Here is a 25,392-nt window from a genome sequence, read left to right as displayed (position 1 = left end):
TTTCCCCTCTCACCTAGAAATAAGAAAGCTAAGAAGGTCCGGGGGACCTTTTTCACTTTATAACTTTAAATAGGAGACTGAGATAGGTTAATGTAAGTTTGAACCCATCCATAAAATAGAAAGCGAGTTACGATTATGAAACCACTAGGTACACAAACTATAGAAACTGAACGATTGATCTTGAGGAGATTTGTGGAAGGTGATGCTGAAGCCATGTTTGATAATTGGGCTTCACGCTCAGAAAATCTGACTTATGTGACTTGGAATCCACACCTGAATGTCGAACAGACTCGAAACTCTATTGGCAATTGGGTAGCATCCTACGACAATCCTAACTATTACAAATGGGCCATTTGTCTCAAAGAAAATCCAAATTTTGTCATTGGAGATATTAGTCTGGTCAGTGTGGATGAAGAAAACTCTAGCTGTGAGATTGGATATATCTTAGGGATGGACTACTGGGGACGAGGACTCATGACAGAAGCCTTGAAGGCAGTTTTATCATACTGTCTAGATGAGATTGGATTTGAAGAGGTTGATGCTTGCTATGCAAGTTTAAACCCAGCATCTGGTCGTGTGATGGAAAAGGTGGGTATGACTTTTTGGAAGACGATTCCAAATGCGGTTGAACGAAAAGGTTATATCGCTGATAAAATTTATTATCAAATCAAAAAATAAGATGGAAAGTTAATCTTTTCCATCTTATTTTTTATAATATACTTTTTAATCAAAATAAAGCAAATCTTTGCTGGTGCTTGTAAACAGATTGAAACCATCTTTGGTAACAACACCGCAGTCTTCGATACGGACACCGACTTTACCAGGGATGTAGATACCAGGTTCAACTGAGAAACACATACCTTCTTCGATAACCATGTCGTTTCCTTCCATGATTGAAGGGAATTCGTGGACATCCATACCGATACCATGGCCGAGACGATGATTGAAGTATTCACCGTAGCCAGCTTTTTCGATCACTTCACGAGCCGCGCGGTCTACTTCATGAGCTGTCACACCAGGTTTGATAAAGTCAAGGGCAGCTTGTTGGGCTTCAAGAGTCAAGTTGTAAATATCCTTCTTGAACTGGTCGGGTTTACCAACAGCGACTGTACGAGTCATATCTGATGCATAACCATTGACCATCACACCGAGGTCAAAGAGGAGAAGAGCATTATTTTCAACCTTGTTAGCTCCAGGGATACCATGCGGATTCGCAGCATTATCACCAGTCAAGACCATGGTATCAAAGCTCATTTCATAGCCTTCACGTTTCATAGCAAAATCGATTTGCGCAATGATATCAGTTTCCGTATTATCAAGAGAGATATTGTCAAAACCAACTTTGACAGACTTGTCTGCATAGACACCTGCAACCATCATCTTTTGCACTTCATCTGCTGATTTGATGAGGCGCATGCGTTGGATCAATGGAGTCAAGTTATCAAACTCAGCACTTTCAAAGACAGTTTTCAAACCGTGATATTTGGTCAAGATGAGGTTATCAAACTCAACTGCTACACGTTTGAAATCAAATTGTGGCAAGGCATTTTGGATTTTTTTCCAAGGGTCTTCAGAGTCCATATAACCAACGACTGGGAAAGAAACAGTGCTAGTTGCACGCTCAACCTCAAGTGCTGGAACAAAGAGAAGCGGTTCCTGATCTGCAAGGACAAAAAGGAACATTTGACGTTCGTGTGGATCACTGTAAAAGCCAGTGAGGTAATTAATTGTGACGGGGTCAGATACGACAGCGACGTCTAGCTTTTCTGATTCGAGATATGTTAGGATTTGTTGTAATTTAGACATATGCTACCTTCTTTCTACCCCTCTATTTTTGCAAAAAATAGTAGAAAATGCAAGGGAGAAGGGGAAAAGAACCAAAAAAAATTCCAACAGCTAATAGCATGTTGGAATCTAAATATTAATTGAAGTCGGCCTTGCTTTTAACATCGCTGTATTCTTCAGCAACTTCTTGGCTAAGGATATCCTCATAAGCTGGAAGGTCGATGTCCTGACCATATTTTTTCTTAAGAGCAGTAGTGACCAAGCGATAGGCTAGGTTGGCGTTACGAGATAAGATAGGCCCGTGGAAATAAGAACCGAAAACATTTTTATAGTGAACACCTTCACCGACCTTTTCTTCGTTGTTGCCATTTCCGTAGACAACCTGCCCCAGTGGTTTTTGGTCATCTGAGAGGAAGGTGCGGCCTTGGTGGTTTTCAAAACCATAGTAGGTTTCATCGAATTCTTCGTTATGAATTTTAATGTCACCAATGAATCGGTTATTGGTTTGGTTGAGTGTGTAATGTCCCATGACACCTAGACCTTCTATGCGTCTTCCGGAAGCTTCAATATAGTATTGGCCTAATAGTTGGAAGCCACCACAAATAGCAAGAACGACACCATCATTTTGGATAAAGTTGTCGATACTTTCTTTTTTAGCAGGCAAATCACCAGCAATGATACTTTGTTCAAAGTCTTGGCCACCGCCGAAAAAGGCAATATCGTAGTGTTGTTCATCGAAATTATCATGAAGCGAAACAATATCAACTGTTACATGTGCACCCAGCTTTTCAGCGACGTACTTGAGCATGAGGATATTCCCATTATCTCCGTAGGTGTTCATGAGATTCCCATAGAGGTGGGCGATATTTAGTTGGTAAGGATAATTGCCGTCTTTTGAGGAAAGTGAAGTATAAACCATTAGTTCATCTCCTTTCTAACAAGCTGACGATTGGCTAGTAATTCTCGGAATTCTAGCATAGCCGTATAAGTCGCAAGGATATAGGCATGCTTGCAGTCTTGAGCTTCAATCGTTTTGAGAACTTGTTCCAGGCTACTTATTTCAGTGATTTTGTCAGCTGGATAGCCAGTAACACGTAGACGACGAGCAATTTCAGAATGACGAACTCCACCCGCATTGATTTCAGGAATGTCCATATCAGTAATTTGCTCAAAGTCAGCATCCCAAATCCAGCTGGTATCAATCCCGTCCGCATAGTTGGCATTGAGAAGAACAGATAGACTAAATGGGTAAGGAGCTAGTTTGATCATTTCGATGGCCTGGGTAGCACCAACAGGATTTTTAATAAGAACCAGTGTGCATTCCTTGTCACCGATATGGAAGGTTTCTTGTCGTCCAAAGACAGCACGACTCTTGTCAAATCCTTGTTTAATCAGTTGAGAATCAGCGCCTAGGTAACGGGCGATAGCAACTGCAGCCAGAGCATTGTAGATGTTGTAGAGACCACCTATTTGAATACCATATTCCTGACCGTCAATAACAAAACGAGAACGATTGTTAGTCAACTCAACCAATTCTGTCAAACGGTAGTCCAAGTCAGGTCGTTTACATCCACAATTTTCACAGATATAAGCTCCCAAATTAGCATAAGTATTGAGTTCATATTTCAAAATACTTTGACAGTCAGGGCAGAGAATACCTTCAGTATTGTAGTGAGCAAGTTGCGCTGGACCTTTTTCTAGATCAAAACCAAAATACTGAACAGGATTTGAAATTGCGGGCTTGTAGAAAAGCGGACTATCGCCGTTCAGTAGAACAGTAGCAGTAGGAACTTTTCGAATAGCATCCAAAATCATGTTATAGGTTGTATAGATTTCCCCGTAGCGGTCCATCTGATCACGGAATATATTGGTGATGACGAAAAGACTAGGCTGGATGTAGTCACAGATATGAGAGAGACTAGCTTCGTCGATTTCAAGTACTGCAATATTTTTTCCAGTTTTTGAAGATTTTGCAGTCAAGAAAGTAGTTGTAATCCCTGTGATCATGTTGGCACCACTAGGATTAGTTAAAACTTGACCATAAATTTCCTTTAGGATACCGACAGTGAGAGCGGTCGTCAAGGTTTTTCCATTGGTACCAGTTACCACAACAATTTCGTAGTTTTTCGCTAAATGTTGTAAAATATCTTTATCGAATTGAAGGGCAAGTTTTCCAGGGAGCGTACTTCCACGTCCAAGACGACTCAAAATAAAATGAGAAGAACGCCCAGTAAGAAGGCCCAAAGTAGTTTTTAATTTCATGTTTCTATTATATCATAAAAGCCAGAAAAGATAGATTTGAGATTTTGGATAAAAAAACAACCCTAAGGAGGTTGTTTTTTCATAAGTGTATCTTAGGTTAAATCGCAAACAAGTCATTCAAGTTCTCAGCCAAGGTTGGGTGAGTGAAGATTTGTTTTGTGAAGTAAGTGTATGGGATATTGTTGTCCATTGCAACAGTAATGATGTTGATGATTTCTTGTGATCCTTCTGAAAAGATAGTTGCACCTAGAATTTCTTTAGTTTCAGTGTTGACAACAGCTTTGAAGGCTCCACGAAGGTCACCATTTACATGACCACGAGGCATAGCAGCAACAGGGATTTCCTTAACAGCGTATGGAAGTTTCAAATCAGCTGCTTGGCTTTCAGTCAAACCAACTTGTGAAAGGGCAGGTGTGATAAACATAGTGTTTGGCACATTGAGACGGTCTTCAAGTGTGTAGCTGCCATCACCAGCAAGGTAGCTGTAAACAACACGGAAGTCATCTAGTGAAATGTAGGTAAATTGAAGTCCACCGTTGACATCTCCAACTGCAAAGACACCAGGAACGTTTGTTTGACAGTGTTTGTCCACCTTGATAGCACCACGTTCAGTTAGTTCAATATCCGTATTTTCAAGATGAAGTGGCTCTACATTTGGTTTACGTCCTGTTGCGTAGAGCAGGGCGTCAAAACGGTAGGTTTCATTCTCTGTCACGACAAGAACTTGTTCACCATCGTTTTTGATTTCAGTAGTATGGATGTTTTGAAGGAGTTCAATGCCGTCTTCTTCCATGTATTGTTTAGCAAGAGCAGCAATGGAAGGTTCTGCGCGAGGTAGGAAAGTATCTAGAGCATCCAAGACTGTTACCTTGCTTCCAAGTTTGTTGTAGAGACCTGCAAATTCAAGACCGATATTTCCACCACCAAGGATTCCGAGTTTTTCTGGTAATTGTTCCAAGTTTTGGATACCAGTTGAATCGAAGACATTCTTGCTAGTAGCTAGGCCTGGTATAGGTAGAACATTTGAAACAGCACCAGTGTTGATGACGATAGTTTCAGCAGTTAGTTCTTGTTTTTCATCCCCAGCTTGAATTTCAATTACTTTGTTTGAAACAAAGTGAGCTTCGGCATCAATGATATCAACTCCAGTACCAGCGATAGTAGCATAGTTTTTACCATTGAGGCGTGTAGTAACAGTGTTTTTAGTAGCCATAACCTCGTCAAATGACAAGTCCTTTTCTGCAGCAACTAACAAGGTTTTAGTTGGAATACAACCGATGTTGATACAAGTACCACCGTACATTGCTTTGTTGCGTTCGATAAGGGCAACTTTTTTACCAGCTGAAGCTAGTTTCCCAGCAAGCGTCTTACCTGCCTTACCAAATCCAATGACAATTAAATCGTATGTTAACATTTTTAAATCCTCCTGTTTGATTTCATTCTAGCACAAGAAAAAAATTTTTTCACAATTCTGCTACGGGAAAAAAATTGGACTAATTTAGTCTCACGAAAGCTTTTGAGAATCAAGTTCAAAAAATAGAAAAATCGTTTACATGATTTAATCAAGTGGTTAGACTATCTTTTGGCCCTCTCTTGTGTTATACTAGATAAGTTGCAAAGAAAGCAGTACTTTTCTTTAGTGGAAAAGAAGCAACACGATCTTTCATATAAAGATATGAAAAACCGTCATGAAAAGAAAAGTATAAACTAAGCGCTATAGGATGGCTTCGCACCATCTTTAGAAAGAAGAATAACGTGAAATTTAATGAATTTAATCTTTCTGCTGATTTGTTAGCAGAAATTGAAAAAGCAGGATTTGTAGAAGCAAGTCCTATCCAAGAGCAAACTATTCCTTTGGCTCTTGAAGGAAAAGATGTTATCGGTCAAGCACAGACTGGTACAGGGAAAACTGCAGCCTTTGGCTTGCCAACCCTTGAAAAAATTCGTACAGAAGAAGCAACTATCCAAGCTTTGGTGATTGCCCCAACTCGTGAACTGGCTGTTCAAAGTCAGGAAGAACTCTTCCGCTTTGGCCGTAGTAAAGGTGTAAAAGTTCGTTCAGTCTACGGTGGTTCAAGTATTGAAAAACAAATCAAGGCTCTTAAATCAGGTGCTCACATCGTTGTAGGAACACCGGGACGTTTACTTGATTTGATTAAACGCAAGGCTTTGAAATTACATGATATTGAAACCTTGATTTTAGATGAAGCAGATGAAATGCTGAACATGGGATTCCTTGAAGATATTGAAGATATCATCTCTCGTGTACCGGAAAATCGTCAAACCTTGCTCTTTTCAGCGACTATGCCAGATGCTATCAAACGTATTGGTGTTCAGTTCATGAAAGAACCTGAGCATGTGAAGATTGCTGCCAAAGAATTAACTACAGAATTAGTAGACCAGTACTATATCCGTGTTAAAGAACAAGAAAAATTCGACACCATGACTCGTCTCATGGATGTTGATCAACCTGAGTTGTCTATTGTCTTCGGTCGTACCAAACGTCGTGTAGACGAGTTAACTCGTGGGCTTAAAATCCGTGGTTTCCGTGCAGAAGGAATCCATGGGGATTTGGACCAAAACAAACGTCTTCGTGTCCTTCGTGATTTTAAGAATGGCAATCTTGATGTCCTCGTTGCAACAGACGTTGCTGCTCGTGGTTTGGATATTTCAGGTGTGACTCATGTCTACAACTATGATATCCCACAAGACCCTGAGAGTTATGTTCACCGTATTGGTCGTACAGGACGTGCAGGTAAGTCAGGTCAGTCTATAACCTTCGTTTCACCTAATGAAATGGGTTATCTACAAATCATCGAAAACTTAACTAAGAAACGCATGAAAGGTCTCAAACCTGCAAGTGCAGAAGAAGCCTTCCAAGCTAAGAAGCAAGTTGCACTGAAGAAAATTGAACGTGATTTTGCGAATGAGGAGATTCGTAGCAACTTTGAGAAGTTTGGCAAGGATGCTCGTCAATTAGCCTCAGAATTCAGTCCTGAAGAATTGGCCATGTATATTCTCAGTCTAACTGTTCAAGACCCAGACAGTCTTCCTGAGGTTGAGATTGCACGTGAAAAACCTTTACCATTTAAACCATCTGGTGGTGGCTTCGGTGGCAAAGGCAAGGGTGGTCGAGGAGGCCGTCGTGGGGATGACCGTCGAGACCGTGATCAACGTGGCAATGGACGTCGTGATGACTATCGTAAAGGTGGACGTTCAAAGGATCGCTTTGATAAAGAAAAGCGTTACCGCAAGGACACTAAAAAACCACGCAATACTTCAAGCGAAAAGAAAACAGGATTTGTTATTCGTAACAAAGGAGATAAATAACAAAAAAAGCGGTTCACTGAGGTGGATCGCTTTTATATATAAGGAGACCGAGAGTCATATGAAAAGTAATACGAGAAGTTTGTATTTATAAATTTGTTATCTTGTAATATTATTCTATCAAAAAATCAGGAAGCTGTCAATAAGAAAATTATAAAAAATAGGAAAAATTTTCGAATACACTTGAATTGCAATTCAATAAACAATTTTCAGATAATTGTTGAAGTAGTCAGAATTTTATGATATAATGAAAGCGATTATATGCGAGGTAAAAAATGGCACATTTATTAGAAAAAACAAGAAAAATCACATCAATTTTAAAGCGTTCGGAGGAGCAATTACAAGATGAGCTTCCTTATAATGCCATTACACGTCAACTAGCAGATATTATTGACTGTAACGCTTGTATTGTGAATAGCAAGGGTCGTTTGTTGGGCTACTTTATGCGCTACAAAACTAATAATGACCGAGTAGAGCAATTCTTCCAATCAAAGACTTTCCCAGAAGATTATGTGCAAGGTGCGAACATGATCTACGATACGGAGGCCAATCTTCCAGTAGAGCATGATTTGACAATTTTCCCAACTGAGAGTCGTTCTGATTTCCCAGATGGTTTGACAACGATTGCTCCAATCCATGTCTCTGGTATTCGCTTGGGTTCATTGATTATTTGGCGTAATGATAAGAAGTTTGAAGAAGATGATTTGATTCTGGTTGAGATTGCCAGTACAGTAGTAGGAATTCAACTCTTAAACTTCCAACGTGAAGAAGATGAGAAAAACATTCGTCGTCGTACGGCTGTAACTATGGCGGTCAATACACTTTCTTACTCTGAACTTAGAGCAGTATCGGCTATTCTAGCTGAATTAAATGGTAATGAAGGTCAATTAACAGCTTCAGTCATTGCAGACCGTATCGGTATCACTCGTTCTGTAATTGTTAATGCCCTTCGTAAACTCGAATCGGCAGGGATTATTGAGAGTCGTTCTCTTGGTATGAAAGGAACCTATCTCAAAGTTCTCATTCCAGATATTTTTGAAGAAGTGAAAAAGAGGGACTATTAATGGCTAAGGCACTAATTTCTATTGACTATACAGAAGATTTTGTAGCAGATCATGGGAAACTGACTGCGGGCGCTCCTGCTCAAGCAATATCTGATGATATATATGGGGTGACCCAAAAGGCTTTTGAACGTGGAGATTATATCTTTTTTACCATCGATGCCCATGAAGAAAATGATGTTTTTCATCCTGAAAGTAAACTATTCCCGCCACATAATATTATTGGGACTAGTGGACGAAACTTGTATGGCAAACTAGCCGAGTTCTATCAGGAATATGCTGATGATAGTCGTGTTTTCTGGATGGACAAACGTCACTATTCGGCCTTTTCTGGAACAGATTTGGATATCCGTCTCAGAGAGCGTAGGGTAGATACAGTCATTTTGACAGGAGTTCTTACAGATATCTGTGTCTTGCATACGGCGATTGATGCCTATAATCTTGGTTATCAGATAGAAGTTGTGAAACCAGCAGTAGCATCCATTTGGCCTGAAAATCATGCCTTTGCACTTGGACATTTCAAGAATACACTTGGTGCGAAATTGGTTGATGAAAATTTGCTTGAAATTACAGAATAATACATTTCAAGATGAAAAAATCTGAAGAAAGTATTGACATTTTTTTTCAAAGTTGATATACTAGTAAAGTAATCGACGCGGGGATGGCGGAATTGGCAGACGCGCAGGACTAAGGATCCTGTGACCGCTTTAGGTCGTGAGGGTTCAAGTCCCTCTCTCCGCATAGTAGTGAGCTAGCTTTGGCTAGCTTTTTATTTTTTGAAATAGGTATAGTGAAAAACATACAAGCTAGTTTTTTTGTATGTTTTTTGTTTTCTTTTAAAAAGTGCTATAATATAGATAGAAAAGATGGCAAATAGTTCAGTATTAAAAAAATAGAGAGAGTAGTGTAGAAAAGTTTAATCTATCCTAGTTTATAATGGTTATTATTGGGAATGCTTTCATAGTTAAAGACTTGTATTTCCTGATTTAAAATAGGTATTTCAAAAATGTAAAGGAGGATTACGATGGTTAATGAACTTCAACGAATCATAAGTGCCTTTATTCAAATTCTCTTTATTATTTTACTACCTTCAATCTGGTGGTTTGTGACTGTGAGGGGGAAAATCCCATTTATGGAATGGATTGGTTTAAAATCTATTAAAAGGGTTAAAGATTCTGATCTGATCTCATGGATAATTGGTGGATTTCTCTTGTTTACTATTTTTTATATGTTTGTCTTTCCTCTAACACGTAGTATAGAAACGGCTACTTCGGATTTTTCTGGTATGGGTTATAAGACTTTACCAAGTATTCTAATTTACAGTATTTTGCAAACATCTTTGCCAGAGGAACTGCTATTTAGAGGATTTCTACTGAAACGAATGGCAAATCACATGCCGTTTGTCTTTGCAAATACGATACAGGCTATCGCTTTTGGATTGCTTCATGGAGTATTATTTGCTTCAGTAGTAAGTTTAGAAGTCACTTTTTTCATTATATTTTTTACTGGAGCAATAGCAGCTTATCTTGGTTTTGTTAATGAAAAGAAAGCTGGAGGGTCCATTTTAACAAGTTGGATCATACATGCACTAGCTAACATCCTGTCTGGTTTAGTTGCTGCATTTTCTCTGTTTTAATCTGGGTGATTTATAAATATAAAGTCAGTAGAAATACTGGCTTATTTTATTTCAGAAATTTTTCTTATTTCATAAACATTTCATATTTGAATATTATAATAGTTTTACAAATATGGAGGTGCTATATGAATCCCACTCAAAGAGCTTGGGCTTACGTCAGCAGAAAACGACTGAGAAGTCTCATATTATTCTTGATTTTATTTGTCTTATTGGCTGGAATATCGGCTTGTTTGACGCTCATGAAGTCCAACAAAACAGTAGAAAATAATCTCTATCGCTCATTGAATACGTCTTTTTCTATTAAAAGAATAGAAGTAGATCAGACTTTTCAACTGTCTCAACTAAACGAGCTTAAACAGATAAAAGGTCTTGAGGAGATTTCCCCAGAGCTTGAGACAATAGCTAAATTGACTGACAAAGAAGTGGTTACTGGAGAACAAAGTATCCAAAGGGATGATTTGACAGAGGCTGAAAAAAATCTCATCAGTTTAATTGCTTTGGAAGATTCTTCCAAGGATGTTTCTTTTACAAGTTCCGCCTTTACCCTTAAAGAAGGAAGACATATCGAAAAAGGGGATCGTAAAAAAATCTTAATCCACGAAGATTTAGCCAAGAAAAACAATCTAAAGCTAGGAGATAAGATCAACTTAAGTCCTGGACAAGTAGAAGCTAGTTCTGGACAAAATCAAGACTATGAAATCGTGGGTATTTTCTCAGGTCAGAAGCAAGAGAAATTTACCGGTCTTAGTTCAGATTTTAGTGAAAATACGGTCTATACAGACTACGAAAGTAGCCAAACTCTTCTTGGAAATAAGGAAGCTCAAGTTAGCGCCGCTCGTTTCTATCTAGAAAATCCAAAAGATATGGATAGTATCATTCAAGAGGTTGAAAAGTTATCTCTGGAAACGAAAGGTTATCAAGTTGAAAAGGAAAATAAGGCTTTTGAACAAATCAAGGATTCAGTTTCGACCTTTCAAACCTTCCTACAGATTTTCCTCTATGGCATTATGATTGCTGGTGTAGGAGCGCTGATCTTGGTCTTGTCACTTTGGTTACGAGAGCGAGTCTACGAGGTTGGTATTCTATTGGCACTAGGTAAGGGAAAAGGAGCAATCTTTAGCCAATTCTGTCTGGAAGTCATCCTAGTTTCATTGGCATCTATTCTGCCTGCATTTGTGGCTGGGAATGCCATTACTTCCTATCTCTTGAAGACTGTACTAGCAAGTGGCGACCAAGTTGCACTACAAGACACTCTATCAAAAGCAACGAATCTTTCAACAAGTCTTCTATCATTTGGAGAATCTTATATTTTCCTACTTATAATTAGCTGCTTGTCAGTTGCACTTTGTTTCCTATTTTTATTTAGAAAATCACCGAAAGAAATTTTATCATCCATCAGTTAATAAAGGAGAAATCATGACTTTACTACAATTACAAGATCTTACTTATCGTTATAAAAACACTGCAGAAGCAGTATTATATAAAATCAATTACGATTTTGAACCTGGTAAGTTTTATAGTATTATCGGAGAATCAGGAGCTGGGAAATCCACACTCTTATCTCTATTAGCAGGACTTGATAGCCCAGTCGAAGGAGCTATCTTATTCGAAGGCAAGGATATTCGTGAACAAGGTTATTCTTATCATCGCATGCACCATATCTCGCTAGTTTTCCAAAACTATAACTTGATTGATTATCTTTCTCCATTGGAAAATATCCGCTTGGTTAATAAAAAAGCTAGCAAGGATACCCTTCTTGAACTTGGTTTAGATGAAAGTCAAATCAAGCGGAACGTTCTCCAATTATCAGGAGGGCAGCAGCAACGGGTTGCCATTGCTCGTAGCCTTGTATCGGAAGCACCAGTGATTTTAGCAGATGAACCAACAGGAAACTTGGATCCTAAGACTGCTGGGGATATCATCTATTTGCTCAAATCTCTCGCTGAGAAAACAGGCAAGTGTGTGATCGTTGTGACCCACAGCAAGGAAGTAGCACAAGCATCAGATATTACACTTGAATTGAAGGATAAGAAACTGACTGAAACAAGAAAAAATAGCAACTAAAACTTTTAAACATACTAAAAACGGAAGTAAATCTAGAAAGGAATCTTATGTTACACAACGCATTTGCCTATGTCACAAGAAAATTTTTTAAGTCGCTTGTGATCTTTCTTATCATTCTCTTGATGGCTAGTTTGAGTTTGGTCGGCTTATCTATCAAGGGTGCGACAGCCAAGGCTTCTCAAGAAACCTTTAAAAATATCACCAATAGTTTCTCCATGCAAATCAACCGCAGGGTCAATCAAGGTACTCCACGTGGTGCGGGGAATATCAAGGGTGAAGATATCAAAAAAATTACGGAGAACAAGGCCATTGAATCCTACATCAAACGGATTAATGCTATCGGTGATTTGACAGGCTATGAACTGATTGAAACGCCTGAAACCAAGAAAAATTTAACTGGAGATCGAGCTCAACGTTTTGGAAGTAGCTTGATGATAACAGGAGTCAATGACTCTTCTAAAGAAGACAAGTTTGTGTCAGGCTCATACAAACTAGTCGAAGGTGAGCATTTAACAAACGATGACAAATACCAGATTCTCATGCACAAAGACTTAGCTGCTAAACATGGCTGGAAGGTAGGAGATAAGGTCAAACTGAATTCCAATATCTACGATGCAGATAATGAAAAAGGAGCCAAGGAAACAGTAGAAGTAACGATCAAAGGACTTTTTGATGGACATAACAAATCTGCTGTAACCTACTCACAAGAACTCTATGAGAATACAGCTATCACAGATATTCACACAGCTGCCCAACTCTATGGTTATACAGAAGATACAGCTATTTATGGAGATGCTACCTTCTTTGTGGCTGGAGATAAGAACCTAGATACTGTCATGAAAGAACTAGGGTCTATCAATGGCATCAACTGGAAGATGTATAGCTTGATTAAGAGTTCATCTAACTATCCTGCCCTTGAACAATCTATCTCAGGCATGTACAAGATGGCTAATCTTCTCTTCTGGGGTAGCTTGAGCTTCTCTGTTCTTCTACTGGCTCTCTTACTGACACTATGGATTAACGCCCGTCGTAAAGAGGTTGGAATTCTCCTTTCAATTGGTCTAAAACAAGCAAGTATTCTAGGACAATTTATCACAGAAGCAGTTATGATTGCAATTCCAGCACTAATTTCAGCTTACTTCTTAGCTAACTATACTGCTCGTGCCATTGGAAATACTGTTCTTGCCAATGTCACATCAGATGTGGCTAAGCAGGCTAGTAAGGCAGCCCAAGCCTCTAATCTTGGTGGTGGTGCAGAAGTTGATGGCTTTAGTAAGACACTTTCAAGTCTGGATATTTCCATTCAACCCACAGACTTTGCTATCATCTTTGTACTTGGCTTGGTTCTAGTAGTACTAGTTATGGCACTTGCTTCAAGTAATCTTCTCTTTAAACAACCAAAAGAACTTTTGATAGATAGTGAATAAAAAACCTGCTACCTATTCTCACTCAAATGAGATATAATATAGGTAGCATTTTTGATAGAAAAGGATTTATATGAAAATTCTAATTGTAGAAGATGAAGATATGATTCGCGAGGGAATTGGTGACTATTTGACGGATTGTGGCTATGAAACCATTCAGGCAGCAGATGGCCTTGAGGCCTTAGAACAATTTTCCAATCACCAAGTTGCCTTGGTTCTCTTAGATATCCAAATGCCGAAACTCAATGGTTTAGAGGTTTTGTCAGAAATCCGTAAAAGCAGCCAAGTTCCGGTCTTGATGTTAACTGCCTTTCAGGATGAGGAGTATAAGATGAGTGCCTTTGCTGCATTAGCAGATGGTTATTTGGAAAAGCCTTTTTCTCTATCTTTGTTAAAAGTACGAGTGGATGCTATCTTTAAACGTTATTATGATACCGGTCGTATTTTTACCTATAGGGACACCGAGGTAGACTTTGACAGCTATAGCGCTAAAGTAGCTGGTCAAGAAGTTGCAGTGAATGCAAAAGAACTGGAAATTTTAGACTATCTGGTTAGAAATGAAGGTCGAGCCTTAACACGGTCGCAGATTATCGATGCTGTATGGAAGATGACAGATGAAGTTCCTTTTGACAGAGTGATCGATGTCTATATCAAGGAACTACGGAAAAAATTGGATTTAGACTGTATTCTTACCGTACGCAATGTTGGTTATAAATTGGAGAGAAAATGAGACGTTCAGGTTTATTTAAAAAAATTTTTCTCTATACCTTCTCGGTATTTTCTACCTTGGTCATTTGTTTGCATTTGGCCATCTATTTTCTCTTTCCTCCGACCTATCTCAGTCACCGTCAGGAAAGCATCGGGCAAAAGGCTACAGAAATTGCCCAGTCTCTCCAAGGCAAAGATAGTCAAGCTATTCAGGAAGTCCTTGAACTTTATTCTAAAAGCAGTGATATTAAGGGAGCTGTTAAGGGGGAGATGACTCAGGATAAGTTGGAAGTCAATGATAATCTTCCCATTGATAAACAACGACAAACGGCCTCCTTGGTTATTGAGGAAAGAGAAGTTCAAACTAAGGATGGTCAGACGATGACCTTGCAGTTTTTAGCTTCTATGGATTTGCAGAAAGAAGCAGAAGATATCAGTCTTCAATTTCTGCCTTATACTTTATTAGCGTCTTTCATCATTTCGCTCCTCATCGCCTTTATCTATGCTAGAACCATTGTTGCTCCTATTTTGGAAATCAAACGAGTGACTCGACGGATGATGGATTTGGATGCAGAAGTGAGGTTGCGCGTGGATTCTAAGGATGAAATTGGCGATCTTAAAGAACAAATCAATAGCCTCTATCAACACCTCTTGACTGTTATTGCCGATCTACATGAGAAAAATGAGGCCATCCTCCAGTTAGAAAAGATGAAGGTCGAATTTTTACGAGGTGCCTCCCATGAACTGAAAACACCTCTAGCTAGTCTGAAGATTCTTCTGGAGAATATGAAAGCCAATATTGGACGCTATAAAGATCGAGACCATTATCTAGGAGTTTCTTTGGGTATCGTGGATGATTTGAGTCACCATATCCAGCAAATCTTATCCCTTTCTTCAGTGCAAGAATTGCGAGATAAAAAGGAAAAAATCAACCTTCTTGAAATGACAGGTTTTCTCTTAAAGGATTATGATTTATTAGCCAAAGAGAGGGAAATCTCAGTTGTGAATCAACTCACAGACCAACAAACTTATCTAAATCCTTCGGTACTCAAGCTGATTCTTTCCAATCTTATCAGTAATGCTGTGAAACACTCTGTTCAGGGTGGTTATCTAAAAATTGGGACAGAAGATGGCTGGGTTTTCATTGAGAACGCCTGTACACCTGAGGAGCAAGATAAGTTTGAACAATCCTTTACGGTTTCTAGTCGACAAAGTAAGGGAGCTGGCTTGGGACTATTCGTAGTTAAAAGTTTATTGGAAAACGAAGAAATTGACTATCGATTTGAACGCTATGAAGACCACTTAGCCTTTTATATGAACCTACCTAAAGACCTGTAAGATTAGGACTTTGAGGAGGGTTACATATTTTTAGATAGAAGAAATTCAATCTAAACTACAGGAAAAACTAGCTTTTTTTGTCAAAAAGTGATAAAATGAACAATGTAAATGGGATATCCCATAAAAATATACAGGAGGCCTGATAAAATGGCAATCGTTTCAGCAGAAAAATTTGTCCAAGCAGCTCGTGACAATGGTTATGCAGTTGGTGGATTTAACACAAACAACCTTGAGTGGACTCAAGCTATCTTGCGTGCAGCAGAAGCTAAAAAAGCTCCAGTTTTGATCCAAACTTCAATGGGTGCTGCTAAATACATGGGTGGTTACAAAGTTGCTCGCAACTTGATCGCTAACCTTGTAGAATCAATGGGTATCACTGTACCAGTAGCTATCCACCTTGACCACGGTCACTACGAAGATGCACTTGAGTGTATTCAAGTTGGTTATACTTCAGTTATGTTTGATGGTTCACACCTTCCAGTTGAAGAAAACCTTGAAAAAGCTCGTAAAGTTGTAGAATTTGCTCACGCAAATGGTGTATCAGTAGAAGCTGAAGTTGGAACTATCGGTGGTGAAGAAGACGGTATCATCGGTGACGGTGAATTGGCACCAATCGAAGACGCTAAAGCAATGGTTGCTACAGGAATCGACTTCTTGGCTGCAGGTATCGGTAACATCCACGGTCCTTACCCTGCAAACTGGAAAGGTCTTCACCTTGACCACTTGCAAAAATTGACTGAAGCTGTACCAGGATTCCCAATCGTATTGCACGGTGGATCAGGTATTCCTGACGACCAAATCCAAGCAGCTATCAAACTTGGTGTTGCTAAAGTTAACGTTAACACTGAATGCCAAATCGCATTCGCTAACGCAACTCGTAAATTTGCTCGTGACTACGAAGCAAACGAAGCAGAATACGATAAGAAGAAACTCTTCGACCCACGTAAATTCTTGGCTGACGGTGTAAAAGCTATCCAAGCATCAGTTGAAGAACGTATCGACGTATTCGGTTCAGAAGGTAAAGCTTAATCTAGCTGAACAATACAAAATGAAACCCGCCTGTGAAGGTGGGTTTTTTGTTTCTGGATATATACAGATTATACAGGAAAATTCTTAAACTTAAGTTGCTAAAAGAGTCTAATTTTTGTACAATAATGCTATGAAAATACTGAAAAAATCAGCCCTTGTCCTTCTTAGTTTCCTTATCTTGTTTTTAGTAGGGACATTTATCTTTCATCGTATCAGTTTGGAAAATGAAGAATCTTCATTGACACCTATAGGGCAAACAGTTCTCGTCAATGGACATCAAATGAATGTTTACGTTGAAGGGGATGGTCCAGAGACAATAGTAGTTCTATCAGGTGCTGGAATTGCTTCACCTATATTAGACTTTAAAAATCTAACAGATTCCCTATCAAAAAAATATAAAATTGTCATAGTCGAGAGAGCTGGCTATGGTTATAGCGAGGATAGTAATCAATCCAGAGACGTGATGGAAGTTTTGTCTGAGACACGTCAAGCTCTATCACAGGCAAATATATCAGGACCTTTTATCATTCTGTCTCATTCAATGGCTAGTCTTGAAAGTCTGGCTTGGCAGGAGAAGTATCCTGATGAAGTGAAAGCCTTGGTTGGTCTGGATTGGGCATTACCAGCAAGTTATGAGGATTTAAAGGATAATCAGGCCTTGCTTACTGTGGCTTATTGGAGCAGTAAGATTGGCTTATTACGCTATTTCCCAGAGTCCTTTTATATAAAAAATCCAACTCTGACTGAAACTGAACGACAACAATATAAATTACTAGCATATAAGCAGTTGATGTCACAAGCCATGCTTCATGAATCACGTTTGGTAAAGGAAAATGCCAAGAAAGTTCCATCTAGCATTAATCCGAAAATTCCAACCTTATTACTGGTTTCTAACGGTGATGGTACTAGCTTTAGCCAATCAGAATGGCAGCATTATGCAGAGAGATTTGCTAGTGGTCAGTCTAATGTTCAAGTCATCTATATGGATGCGCCTCACGACCTCTATCATTATCAAAATAATGAACTTGTTTCTCGAATTGAAGAATTTTTAACAGAGTAACTGTGATTTAGAAAGTTATTTTGAACGGATGCCAATAATTGAGAGGTGACATTTTATGAAGAACACTTATATTGTACTTAGACATGCTCATTCAAGATTCTCGAGTGATGATTTTAATAGAACATTGTCGGAAAAAGGATTTTCTTCTCTTGAACAGTTGGAGTTTTTAAATGCTTGTAAAATAGATTACTTTATTTCAAGCCCTTATAAGCGAGCTTTTGAGACCGTTAATAGTTCTCCCATTCGATTTGATAAGATAGTGCTTGATAATCGTCTACGTGAAAGAAAATTATCCTCAAAATTTATTGAAGATTCTGAGTTTGAAGAAACAATTCAATATTTATGGCAAAATCCAGATAAATCTCTCATTGGAGGCGAGTCCAATCGAGAAGCATTAAATAGAATTTTAGATTTATTTGCGGACTTGGAAGAAAGGTATTCAGATAAAACCATTTTACTGAGTTCTCATGGAAATTTGCTAGGAATCTTAATCAATCATTTTGATTCAAGTTTTGATTATAAAAAATGGGAACAGATGACCTTTCCAGATTGCTTTCTAGTGGACAAAGATGAGAGTGTGAAAAGAATTATGCCAGATACTTTTAGGTAATCATTTAGCTCACTCTATGTGATTTTTATTTTCTGTTATTGTAAATAGAATAGAAGGGAAAATAGCCATGATATTCGATCAGTCCTTGCAAGCCTACGTTCATGAAGTAGATAATGTTCTTGTAGCTTGGGAAGAAAAACCAAGTGGAAACTTTGAGATGGAAGCTCAGTTGCTTGCAGCCAATTACCATAAAAATAGATCTCGTATTCTTGCTTTTATACTGCCTCATTTACAAGAATTTTATGGGTATTTCACAGATGAAGAAGCTACTGAAAAATTGGGTAGACCCATCATCGAGCCAGAAAGACAAACCGTTACTTTCTGCGATCAAACTTTTGATGATATTCATATCTTTTCTTTTGACTATCAGGGGCAGGCATTTGAGAGTCTGGAGAATTTTGCCATTGATGGTTAAGGTCTGTTTTCAGTTTTAAAAAGAAGGAGAGAGACTGATGAGTACTGCTGATTTTGTCTTTATTGAGAGTAAAGACCCCATATTCCTAGATTTACAAGCCTTTCGTACTTCTTTGAGAGAAAAATTCCCAGGTATTTTGATCAGAGAAAGGACGAATCCTGAAAAAGCTTACTCGCTTTCTTGGGATTATCAAAGTCCTCAGCTTACCTTGGAAAGTTCTTTGAGTAGCAAGAAAAATGTTTTTGTGATTGATTACTTTGATTCAACGAACAGGTTACAAGATTATGCCTCCTATATCATCTGGCTTCGGAAATGGTTTCCACCTGAAGAGAAAGTTTGCTTTTGTGATGAAGGCTATGAGTATGTGTTTGAACTTCCTAGTGATTTATCCCAAAAGGAGTTTGAAAACTACTTACGAACAAGGTTTGATGAGTGAAGAAGAAGTTCGAAAACGAATAATGATATTGAACAGTTGAAAAGGAGAATCAGATGCTTACTAAAGATGATATGTTAGTTGCTTTGCATGATTCAATTACTGAAGACCAAGAATTTGAGTTAGCTGACGAGATTGTAGATGCCATGGAGGCTTACCCTCAACCCTTTGATTTGGTTGACCCCGTCTTAGACTTTATTTCCAAACATCCAGAAGTAGATTTTGGAGCTCCAGGTGAGTTGGTTCACTTTGTGGAGCGATTTTATCATCAAGGCTATGAGGAATTATTGATGGAGTCAGTTCTAAAAAGTCCAACTGTGCATAACATCTGGATGCTTCATCGATGCTATAATGACAATGATCCAAATCTAGTCCGGCAGATTCAGGCTTTGGTTGGAGAACTGAAGAAGAATAAGACTCTTGATTCACAAGTAAGAAGCATGATTGAAGACTTAACTTGGTAGAGGGAGGTGATGCAGCATCACCTTTTTATCTTTTCTTATGTTGAAAAAGAAGGCAGTTTTTTTGGGTGTTTTAAGGAAACTAATAAACATAATTTTTGATTAAAAGCATCATTTTAAGATAGAAATCTCTAATTTCATAATCAATAAGCAAACGCTTGCATTCCTATTTTTATTAGATTATAATAGGTTGGTATAAAGCCTTCTGTAATAATATTGAAAAAGTGTAGAAAGTAAGGATTTAGAATATTTGTAGTCAAAAATACAATGTTGCTTCTTACGATAGGGAGATAGATATGGCAATGATAGAAGTGGAACATCTTCAGAAAAATTTTGTGAAGACAGTTAAGGAGCCGGGGTTAAAGGGAGCCTTGCGTTCCTTTATTCATCCTGAAAAGCAGACCTTTGAAGCGGTCAAGGATTTGACTTTTGAAGTACCCAAGGGGCAGATTTTAGGCTTTATCGGGGCAAATGGTGCTGGGAAGTCGACAACTATCAAAATGCTGACGGGAATTTTGAAGCCCACATCTGGTCATTGTCGGATTAACGGCAAGATTCCCCAGGACAATCGCCAAGATTATGTCAAGGATATTGGAGTCGTTTTCGGACAACGCACCCAGCTATGGTGGGATTTGGCACTGCAAGAGACCTACACGGTTTTGAAGGAGATTTACGATGTGCCAGACTCGCTTTTCCATAAGCGTATGGACTTTTTGAATGAAGTTTTGGATTTGAAGGAATTTATCAAGGATCCTGTGCGGACTCTTTCATTGGGTCAACGGATGCGGGCGGATATTGCGGCTTCCTTGCTTCACAATCCCAAAGTTCTCTTTTTAGATGAGCCGACTATTGGTTTGGATGTGTCGGTCAAGGATAACATTCGACGTGCTATCACCCAGATTAATCAGGAGGAAGAGACAACTATTCTTTTGACCACTCACGACCTGAGCGATATTGAGCAACTCTGTGATCGGATTTTTATGATTGACAAGGGGCAGGAGATTTTTGATGGGACGGTGAGCCAGCTCAAGGAGACCTTTGGCAAGATGAAGACTCTTTCCTTTGAACTGGTGCCAGGTCAAAGTCATCTCGTCTCTCATTATGAGGGCTTGCCTGATATGTCCATTGATAGACAAGGAAATACTCTCAATATTGAATTCGATAGTTCCCGCTACCAATCAGCTGATATTATCAAGCAAACCTTATCTGATTTTGAAGTCCGTGATTTGAAGATGGTAGATACGGATATTGAAGATATTATCCGTCGCTTCTATCGAAAGGAGCTCTAAGATGGTCAAATTGTGGAGACGTTATAAACCCTTTATCAATGCGGGGATTCAGGAGTTGATTACCTATCGAGTAAACTTTCTTCTTTATCGGATTGGCGATGTCATGGGGGCTTTTGTGGAATTTTATCTCTGGAAGGCTGTCTTTGATTCCTCGCAAGAGCCTTTGATTCAGGGCTTCAGTATGGCGGATATCACCCTCTATATCATCATGAGTTTTGTGACTAATTTATTAACTGAGTCAGATAGCTCCTTTATGATCGGTGATGAGGTAAAAGATGGCTCTATTATCATGCGCTTATTAAGACCAGTCCATTTTGCGGCCTCTTATCTTTTCACCGAGCTTGGTTCCAAGTGGTTGATTTTTATCTCTGTTGGACTGCCATTTTTAAGTGTCATTGTTTTGATGAAAATCTTATCTGGGCAAGGTATTGTAGAAGTACTGGGATTAACGATTCTTTATCTCTTTAGCTTAACGCTGGCTTATCTGATTAACTTTTTCTTTAATATCTGTTTTGGTTTTTCAGCATTTGTGTTTAAAAATTTATGGGGTTCTCAAGTATTTAAGGCTTCACTAGTATCCTTTATGTCAGGAAGTTTGATTCCTTTGGCTTTTTTTCCAAAGGTCATTTCAGATATTCTCTCCTTCTTGCCATTTTCATCCTTAATTTACACTCCAGTCATGATCATTGTTGGGAAATACGATACCAGTCAGATTCTTCAAGCACTTTTGCTTCAGCTTTTCTGGCTTATAGTGATGGTGGGCTTGTCTCAATTGATTTGGAAACGAGTCCAGTCATTTATCACCATTCAGGGAGGTTAGGATGAAAAAATATCAACGTATGCATCTGATTTTTATCAGACAGTACATCAAGCAAATCATGGAATACAAGGTAGATTTTGTGGTTGGTGTGTTGGGAGTCTTTCTGACTCAAGGCCTGAACCTCTTGTTTCTCAATGTCATCTTTCAACACATCCCCTCGCTAGAAGGTTGGACCTTTCAAGAGATTGCCTTTATCTATGGATTTTCCTCAATTCCAAAGGGATTAGATCATCTCTTTTTTGACAATCTCTGGGCTTTAGGTCAACGACTAGTTCGAAAAGGGGAGTTTGACAAGTATCTGACTCGTCCTATCAATCCTCTCTTTCACATCCTCGTTGAGACCTTTCAGATTGATGCCTTGGGTGAACTTTTGGTCGGTGGAATTTTACTAGCGACAACGGCGACTAGCATTGCTTGGACTCTTCCCAAATTCCTGATTTTTCTAGTTTGTATTCCTTTTGCGACCTTGATTTATACTTCCTTGAAAATTGCAACAGCCAGCATCGCTTTTTGGACCAAGCAGTCAGGTGCCATGATTTACATTTTCTATATGTTTAATGATTTTGCCAAGTACCCGATTTCCATTTACAATTCGCTCCTTCGTTGGTTAATTAGCTTTATTGTACCTTTCGCCTTTACGGCCTACTATCCTGCCAGCTATTTCTTGCAGGGCAAGGATGTCTTCTTTAATATTGGTGGTTTGATTCTGATTTCTCTTATCTTTTTTTGCATCTCTCTGAAACTCTGGGATAGGGGATTAGACGCTTACGAAAGTGCAGGTTCGTAAGAGCTAAAGTAAGAGTAAAATCAAGAAAGGAACTTATGATGCTTGTTATTAAAGAAGTTAAGGATGAAGAGAAAAAAATGGCAGTTGTCGCTGAGGTTTTAAAGGATTTGCCAGAATGGTTTGGAATACCAGAAAGCACGCAAGCCTACATCGAAGGAGCCAAGGACTTGCAGGTGTGGGCCGCCTTTCAGGAGAGTAATTTGCTTGGCTTTGTAAGCTTGTCCTATTCTAGTGAAGATTGTGCAGAGATTGATTGTATCGGTGTAAAAAAAAGCTTATCAAGGTAGAGGAATTGGGAGTCAATTGCTTGCTGCTTTTGAAAGTGAAGCACGCAAAAACGTTGATTATTTACAAGTGAAAACAGTAGCAGAAGGCTCTAATAAAGATTATGACCGAACAAATGTCTTTTATCGCAGTCTTGGCTTTAAAAAATTAGAGATTTTTCCACAACTTTGGGGGTCTCAAAATCCTTGTCAGATTTTGATTAAAAAGATGGGTTAAGAATTCCTTGACATCCTTCCTTATAGTGCTATACTATAAGGGTAATCGCCGATTTAGCTCAGTTGGTAGAGCAACGCACTCGTAACGCGTAGGTCACAGGTTCGATCCCTGCAATCGGCAGTGTGAAAGAAGTCCTCTTGGACTTCTTTTTTTCTTTTAATAAGATTTTGACCACATAGTCTATCATGACTACCACATAGGCAAAAGCTATTGTATGCGATTTTTATTTCTGTTATAGTAGTAACTGTCAAGGGGAGATAAAGCTTCCTAACAAAATAGAAAATGAGGTAATATCATGAAAAAAGTATTAGGTATCGGATTTTTAGTCGTTGCAGCAGCAGTCTTATTTTTTGGTTTAGTTGGATGGCCAAGTTTGGATGTTAACATCTGGGCACTCTTTCCAGTAGGTCTATTTCTATTTTTCACTCTTGAAAATCTAGTCAAGAAAGATTATAAGGCCAGTCTCATGAGCTTGATTATTGCCTTTATCATCGCCAATGCCATTCTTGATATCTTGCCACTTTCAAGTGGTTTAGTAATCGGTGCTGGTGTGCTAGCTTGTGTGGGAATTGGATTTCTCTTTCCTGACGCTAATAAGAAAGAAGCATAATACAAAAAAAGCCTCGAGATTTCTCGAGGTTTTTTCTTTATTTGCCTGCGTAATATTTTTGAATACCTTTGACAATACCTGCCACCAATCTATTTTGGTAAGCATCGCTACGAATTTGTTGGTTTTCGTTGAAATTGTCAATGTAACCAAGCTCCAATAGAACAGCTGGTTTATCCGTTTCTCGAAGGACAGCAAAGCTACTTTGGAGGAGGCCTGCATCCTTAGCACCTGTTTCAGCTAGAAGAGAAGAGTGGATATCAGCAGCAAGGCGATTGCTTTCACTAATACGATCAGGGTGGTTATGCCAGTATGAATTAATCCGAGAAGGATAGCCAGCAGCTTCTTCGTAAGAATAGGTCTGAATACCAGAACGGTTAGAAGCAGGGCTTCCGCTAGCATTGAAGTGGATGCTAATGAAGATATCTGAGTTTGTATTGTTGACCATTTTTGAACGTTCAGTGACAAAGTCTACATAGACATCACTATCTCTAGAAGAAAGAACGGTATAACCAAGACCTTCTAGCTCTTTGCGTAGTTTTTGATAAACTTGCATGGTGAGGTCTTTTTCATTCGTGTTATAATAAACAGCACCTGGATCTTTTCCGCCGTGTCCTGGGTCTAAGAAAACGGTATATGTGTATTTTCCTTTTTCAAATCCACGACTTACTGGAACTTCACCAATCCATTTTCCATTACTTTGGAACTGATGTGCTTTTCCATCGATTTTACGAGTTCCTGTGACATAGACACCATTTTCATCTAGATAGTAACGGGCATTGTAATAGCTGTCATCGATCCATTCACTCTTAGCCATGTAACCACCTGACTTGAGGTAGTATGAACCAATCCATTCACGTGCTGCATAAGTACCACCTGATTTTAAGTAGAACCAACTATTATAGCCTTTATCGAAAATCCATTCTTTCTCAGCCATGGCACCGCTAGCTTTTAGGTAGTAGCTCCCTTGCCATTGATTACTTGCCATAGTGGCATCTTTATTAAAGTAGTACCAAGTACCACCAATTTTATCCCACTTATTTTTACTTAATTTGCCAGAAGCTTGGGCATAGTACCATTTACCATCTTGTTTGACCCAAGCGCTCTCGGCCATAGCCCCACTATTGGTAAAGATATAATCGTCAAAAATAGTGTTGCTGAGTATGATTCCGTCTTTATCAAAGTAGTACCAAACTCCACCAATCTTTTTCCAGTCTTGTTTAACGATTTTTCCAGATGGATTAGCATAATACCATTTATCTTTAATTTTAGCCCAGCCACTATCGACCATACCCCCGCTACTAGTCAGGATGTATCCATCATAAATCGTATCACTGAGCATGATACCGTCCTTATCGAAGTAGTACCATTTTCCTTGAATTTTTTTCCAATTGACAGCAGCCTTGTTGGCCTCATAGAAGCGCCAGATATTTTCTTCAAATACCCAACCATTTTTTTTGACTTCTGGCGCTTTTGTCTCTTCTTTTTTGTCTGAACTTGTACTTGGAGTTGTAGTAGATGTTGTAGGCAGGCTTGAACTTGCCTCTGTTGAAGGAAGAGTTTCCTTGGTTGAAGGTTTGTTATTCTCTACTTTATTTGCAGTTGTAGTCTCTTGAGTCGTTGCTGCTGTAGTAGTTTGTAGGTTATTTTCTTCAGCTAAAGCTGGATTTGTTGTAAATCCTAGAAAAGTAAGCGTAATGGCACTTGCCAAGAGCGTTTTTTTCACTTGATTTATCTCCTATACATTTTTTATAATCTTTTTTAAAAATCTCATT

25 protein-coding genes, 2 tRNA genes and 1 pseudogene are annotated in these 25,392 nt (G+C 38.8%); 23 read left to right on the top strand and 5 right to left on the bottom strand.

The genetic code is table 11. The annotated features are described in order from the left end of the window. The first annotated feature begins 135 nt into the window (after positions 1-135). Entirely contained in the window at positions 136-678 is a 543-nt protein-coding gene (locus QM857_RS01610) for a GNAT family N-acetyltransferase (RefSeq protein WP_225750533.1), read from the top strand. A 45-nt stretch (positions 679-723) separates the two neighbouring features. Here the strand turns inward: QM857_RS01610 and QM857_RS01605 are convergent, their stop codons facing one another. From QM857_RS01605 to QM857_RS01590, 4 genes are all read right to left on the bottom strand, one after another. Next, positions 724-1,806 (bottom strand): M24 family metallopeptidase, encoded by a 1,083-nt coding sequence (locus tag QM857_RS01605; protein WP_414274835.1) that lies wholly within the window; start codon positions 1,804-1,806, stop codon positions 724-726. 115 nt (positions 1,807-1,921) lie between these two features. After that, positions 1,922-2,704, bottom strand: coding sequence for a lipid II isoglutaminyl synthase subunit GatD (gene gatD / locus QM857_RS01600; protein ID WP_414274834.1), 783 nt, complete (start codon positions 2,702-2,704; stop codon positions 1,922-1,924). Beyond that, entirely contained in the window at positions 2,704-4,047 is a 1,344-nt protein-coding gene (murT, locus tag QM857_RS01595; protein WP_414274833.1) for a lipid II isoglutaminyl synthase subunit MurT, read from the bottom strand. The genes gatD and murT overlap by 1 nt, the downstream gene beginning before the upstream one ends. A 97-nt stretch (positions 4,048-4,144) precedes the next feature. After that, entirely contained in the window at positions 4,145-5,461 is a 1,317-nt protein-coding gene (locus QM857_RS01590; protein ID WP_414274832.1) for an FAD-containing oxidoreductase, read from the bottom strand. 341 nt (positions 5,462-5,802) lie between these two features. On the opposite strand from QM857_RS01590, the gene QM857_RS01585 reads away from it, so the two are divergent. The 22 genes and pseudogenes from QM857_RS01585 (at position 5,803) to QM857_RS01480 (ending at position 23,620) form a co-directional block, all read left to right on the top strand. Further along, entirely contained in the window at positions 5,803-7,377 is a 1,575-nt protein-coding gene (locus QM857_RS01585) for a DEAD/DEAH box helicase (protein WP_414274831.1), read from the top strand. A 272-nt stretch (positions 7,378-7,649) separates the two neighbouring features. Continuing rightward, a complete protein-coding gene (codY, locus tag QM857_RS01580) occupies positions 7,650-8,438 on the top strand; it encodes a GTP-sensing pleiotropic transcriptional regulator CodY (RefSeq protein ID WP_016466100.1) in 789 nt (262 codons plus the stop codon). Further along, on the top strand, positions 8,438-9,013 hold the full coding sequence (locus QM857_RS01575) for a cysteine hydrolase family protein (RefSeq protein ID WP_247921705.1): 576 nt from the start codon (positions 8,438-8,440) through the stop codon (positions 9,011-9,013). The genes codY and QM857_RS01575 overlap by 1 nt, the downstream gene beginning before the upstream one ends. 77 nt (positions 9,014-9,090) lie before the next feature. Beyond that, positions 9,091-9,176, top strand: a tRNA-Leu gene (locus QM857_RS01570). Positions 9,177-9,459: 283 nt separating this feature from the next. Beyond that, positions 9,460-10,071 carry a CPBP family intramembrane glutamic endopeptidase gene (locus QM857_RS01565; protein WP_414274830.1) on the top strand — a complete coding sequence of 204 codons (612 nt, stop codon included), beginning with the start codon at positions 9,460-9,462 and terminating at the stop codon, positions 10,069-10,071. Between the two features lie 125 nt (positions 10,072-10,196). Continuing rightward, positions 10,197-11,474 (top strand): ABC transporter permease, encoded by a 1,278-nt coding sequence (locus tag QM857_RS01560; protein WP_414274829.1) that lies wholly within the window; start codon positions 10,197-10,199, stop codon positions 11,472-11,474. A gap of 13 nt (positions 11,475-11,487) precedes the next feature. Next, positions 11,488-12,135: an ABC transporter ATP-binding subunit Vex2 gene (gene vex2, locus QM857_RS01555; RefSeq protein ID WP_414274828.1), complete on the top strand. Its 648-nt coding sequence runs from the start codon at positions 11,488-11,490 to the stop codon at positions 12,133-12,135. Positions 12,136-12,182: 47 nt separating this feature from the next. Then, positions 12,183-13,562 carry an ABC transporter permease subunit Vex3 gene (gene vex3 / locus QM857_RS01550; RefSeq protein WP_414274827.1) on the top strand — a complete coding sequence of 460 codons (1,380 nt, stop codon included), beginning with the start codon at positions 12,183-12,185 and terminating at the stop codon, positions 13,560-13,562. Between the two features lie 70 nt (positions 13,563-13,632). Beyond that, on the top strand, positions 13,633-14,289 hold the full coding sequence (gene vncR / locus QM857_RS01545; protein WP_414274826.1) for a response regulator transcription factor VncR: 657 nt from the start codon (positions 13,633-13,635) through the stop codon (positions 14,287-14,289). Next, positions 14,286-15,605, top strand: coding sequence for a sensor histidine kinase VncS (gene vncS / locus QM857_RS01540; RefSeq protein ID WP_414274825.1), 1,320 nt, complete (start codon positions 14,286-14,288; stop codon positions 15,603-15,605). Before vncR ends, vncS begins: the two co-directional genes overlap by 4 nt. A 147-nt stretch (positions 15,606-15,752) precedes the next feature. Continuing rightward, positions 15,753-16,634: a class II fructose-bisphosphate aldolase gene (locus tag QM857_RS01535; RefSeq protein ID WP_001019005.1), complete on the top strand. Its 882-nt coding sequence runs from the start codon at positions 15,753-15,755 to the stop codon at positions 16,632-16,634. Positions 16,635-16,764: 130 nt separating this feature from the next. Continuing rightward, complete coding sequence (locus QM857_RS01530; protein ID WP_414274895.1) at positions 16,765-17,694, top strand: alpha/beta fold hydrolase; 930 nt, start codon at positions 16,765-16,767, stop codon at positions 17,692-17,694. 55 nt (positions 17,695-17,749) lie between these two features. Beyond that, the gene (locus tag QM857_RS01525; protein WP_178895200.1) at positions 17,750-18,304 is read left to right on the top strand and encodes a histidine phosphatase family protein; all 555 of its coding nucleotides are present in this window, start codon (positions 17,750-17,752) and stop codon (positions 18,302-18,304) included. Positions 18,305-18,371: 67 nt separating this feature from the next. Next, entirely contained in the window at positions 18,372-18,719 is a 348-nt protein-coding gene (locus tag QM857_RS01520; RefSeq protein WP_414274824.1) for a hypothetical protein, read from the top strand. 37 nt (positions 18,720-18,756) lie between these two features. Beyond that, positions 18,757-19,155 carry a hypothetical protein gene (locus QM857_RS01515; protein ID WP_178895198.1) on the top strand — a complete coding sequence of 133 codons (399 nt, stop codon included), beginning with the start codon at positions 18,757-18,759 and terminating at the stop codon, positions 19,153-19,155. A 53-nt stretch (positions 19,156-19,208) separates the two neighbouring features. Beyond that, positions 19,209-19,616, top strand: a complete 408-nt coding sequence (locus QM857_RS01510; protein WP_178895197.1) for a hypothetical protein — start codon at positions 19,209-19,211, stop codon at positions 19,614-19,616. A gap of 293 nt (positions 19,617-19,909) precedes the next feature. Beyond that, positions 19,910-20,902 carry an ABC transporter ATP-binding protein gene (locus QM857_RS01505; RefSeq protein WP_414274823.1) on the top strand — a complete coding sequence of 331 codons (993 nt, stop codon included), beginning with the start codon at positions 19,910-19,912 and terminating at the stop codon, positions 20,900-20,902. A 1-nt stretch (position 20,903) separates the two neighbouring features. Next, on the top strand, positions 20,904-21,722 hold the full coding sequence (locus tag QM857_RS01500; RefSeq protein ID WP_303942392.1) for an ABC transporter permease: 819 nt from the start codon (positions 20,904-20,906) through the stop codon (positions 21,720-21,722). A gap of 1 nt (position 21,723) precedes the next feature. Further along, positions 21,724-22,509 carry an ABC transporter permease gene (locus QM857_RS01495; RefSeq protein ID WP_414274822.1) on the top strand — a complete coding sequence of 262 codons (786 nt, stop codon included), beginning with the start codon at positions 21,724-21,726 and terminating at the stop codon, positions 22,507-22,509. Between the two features lie 38 nt (positions 22,510-22,547). Then, positions 22,548-23,010: pseudogene (locus QM857_RS01490) on the top strand (GNAT family N-acetyltransferase). 47 nt (positions 23,011-23,057) lie between these two features. Beyond that, positions 23,058-23,130: transfer RNA gene (locus tag QM857_RS01485), tRNA-Thr, on the top strand. Positions 23,131-23,305: 175 nt separating this feature from the next. After that, positions 23,306-23,620 (top strand): hypothetical protein, encoded by a 315-nt coding sequence (locus QM857_RS01480; protein WP_414253461.1) that lies wholly within the window; start codon positions 23,306-23,308, stop codon positions 23,618-23,620. Positions 23,621-23,657: 37 nt separating this feature from the next. Here QM857_RS01480 and QM857_RS01475 read toward each other — a convergent pair whose 3' ends face one another. Beyond that, on the bottom strand, positions 23,658-25,343 hold the full coding sequence (locus QM857_RS01475; protein WP_414274821.1) for an N-acetylmuramoyl-L-alanine amidase: 1,686 nt from the start codon (positions 25,341-25,343) through the stop codon (positions 23,658-23,660). Positions 25,344-25,392: the final 49 nt, after the last annotated feature.

It is taken from the genome of Streptococcus infantis (assembly GCF_047463315.1).
GTDB classification, from domain to species: Bacteria; Bacillota; Bacilli; order Lactobacillales; family Streptococcaceae; genus Streptococcus; species Streptococcus infantis_AB.
The sequence above is the reverse complement of the archived record's forward strand: the minus strand, read 5'-3'. Positions and strand labels throughout refer to the sequence as shown.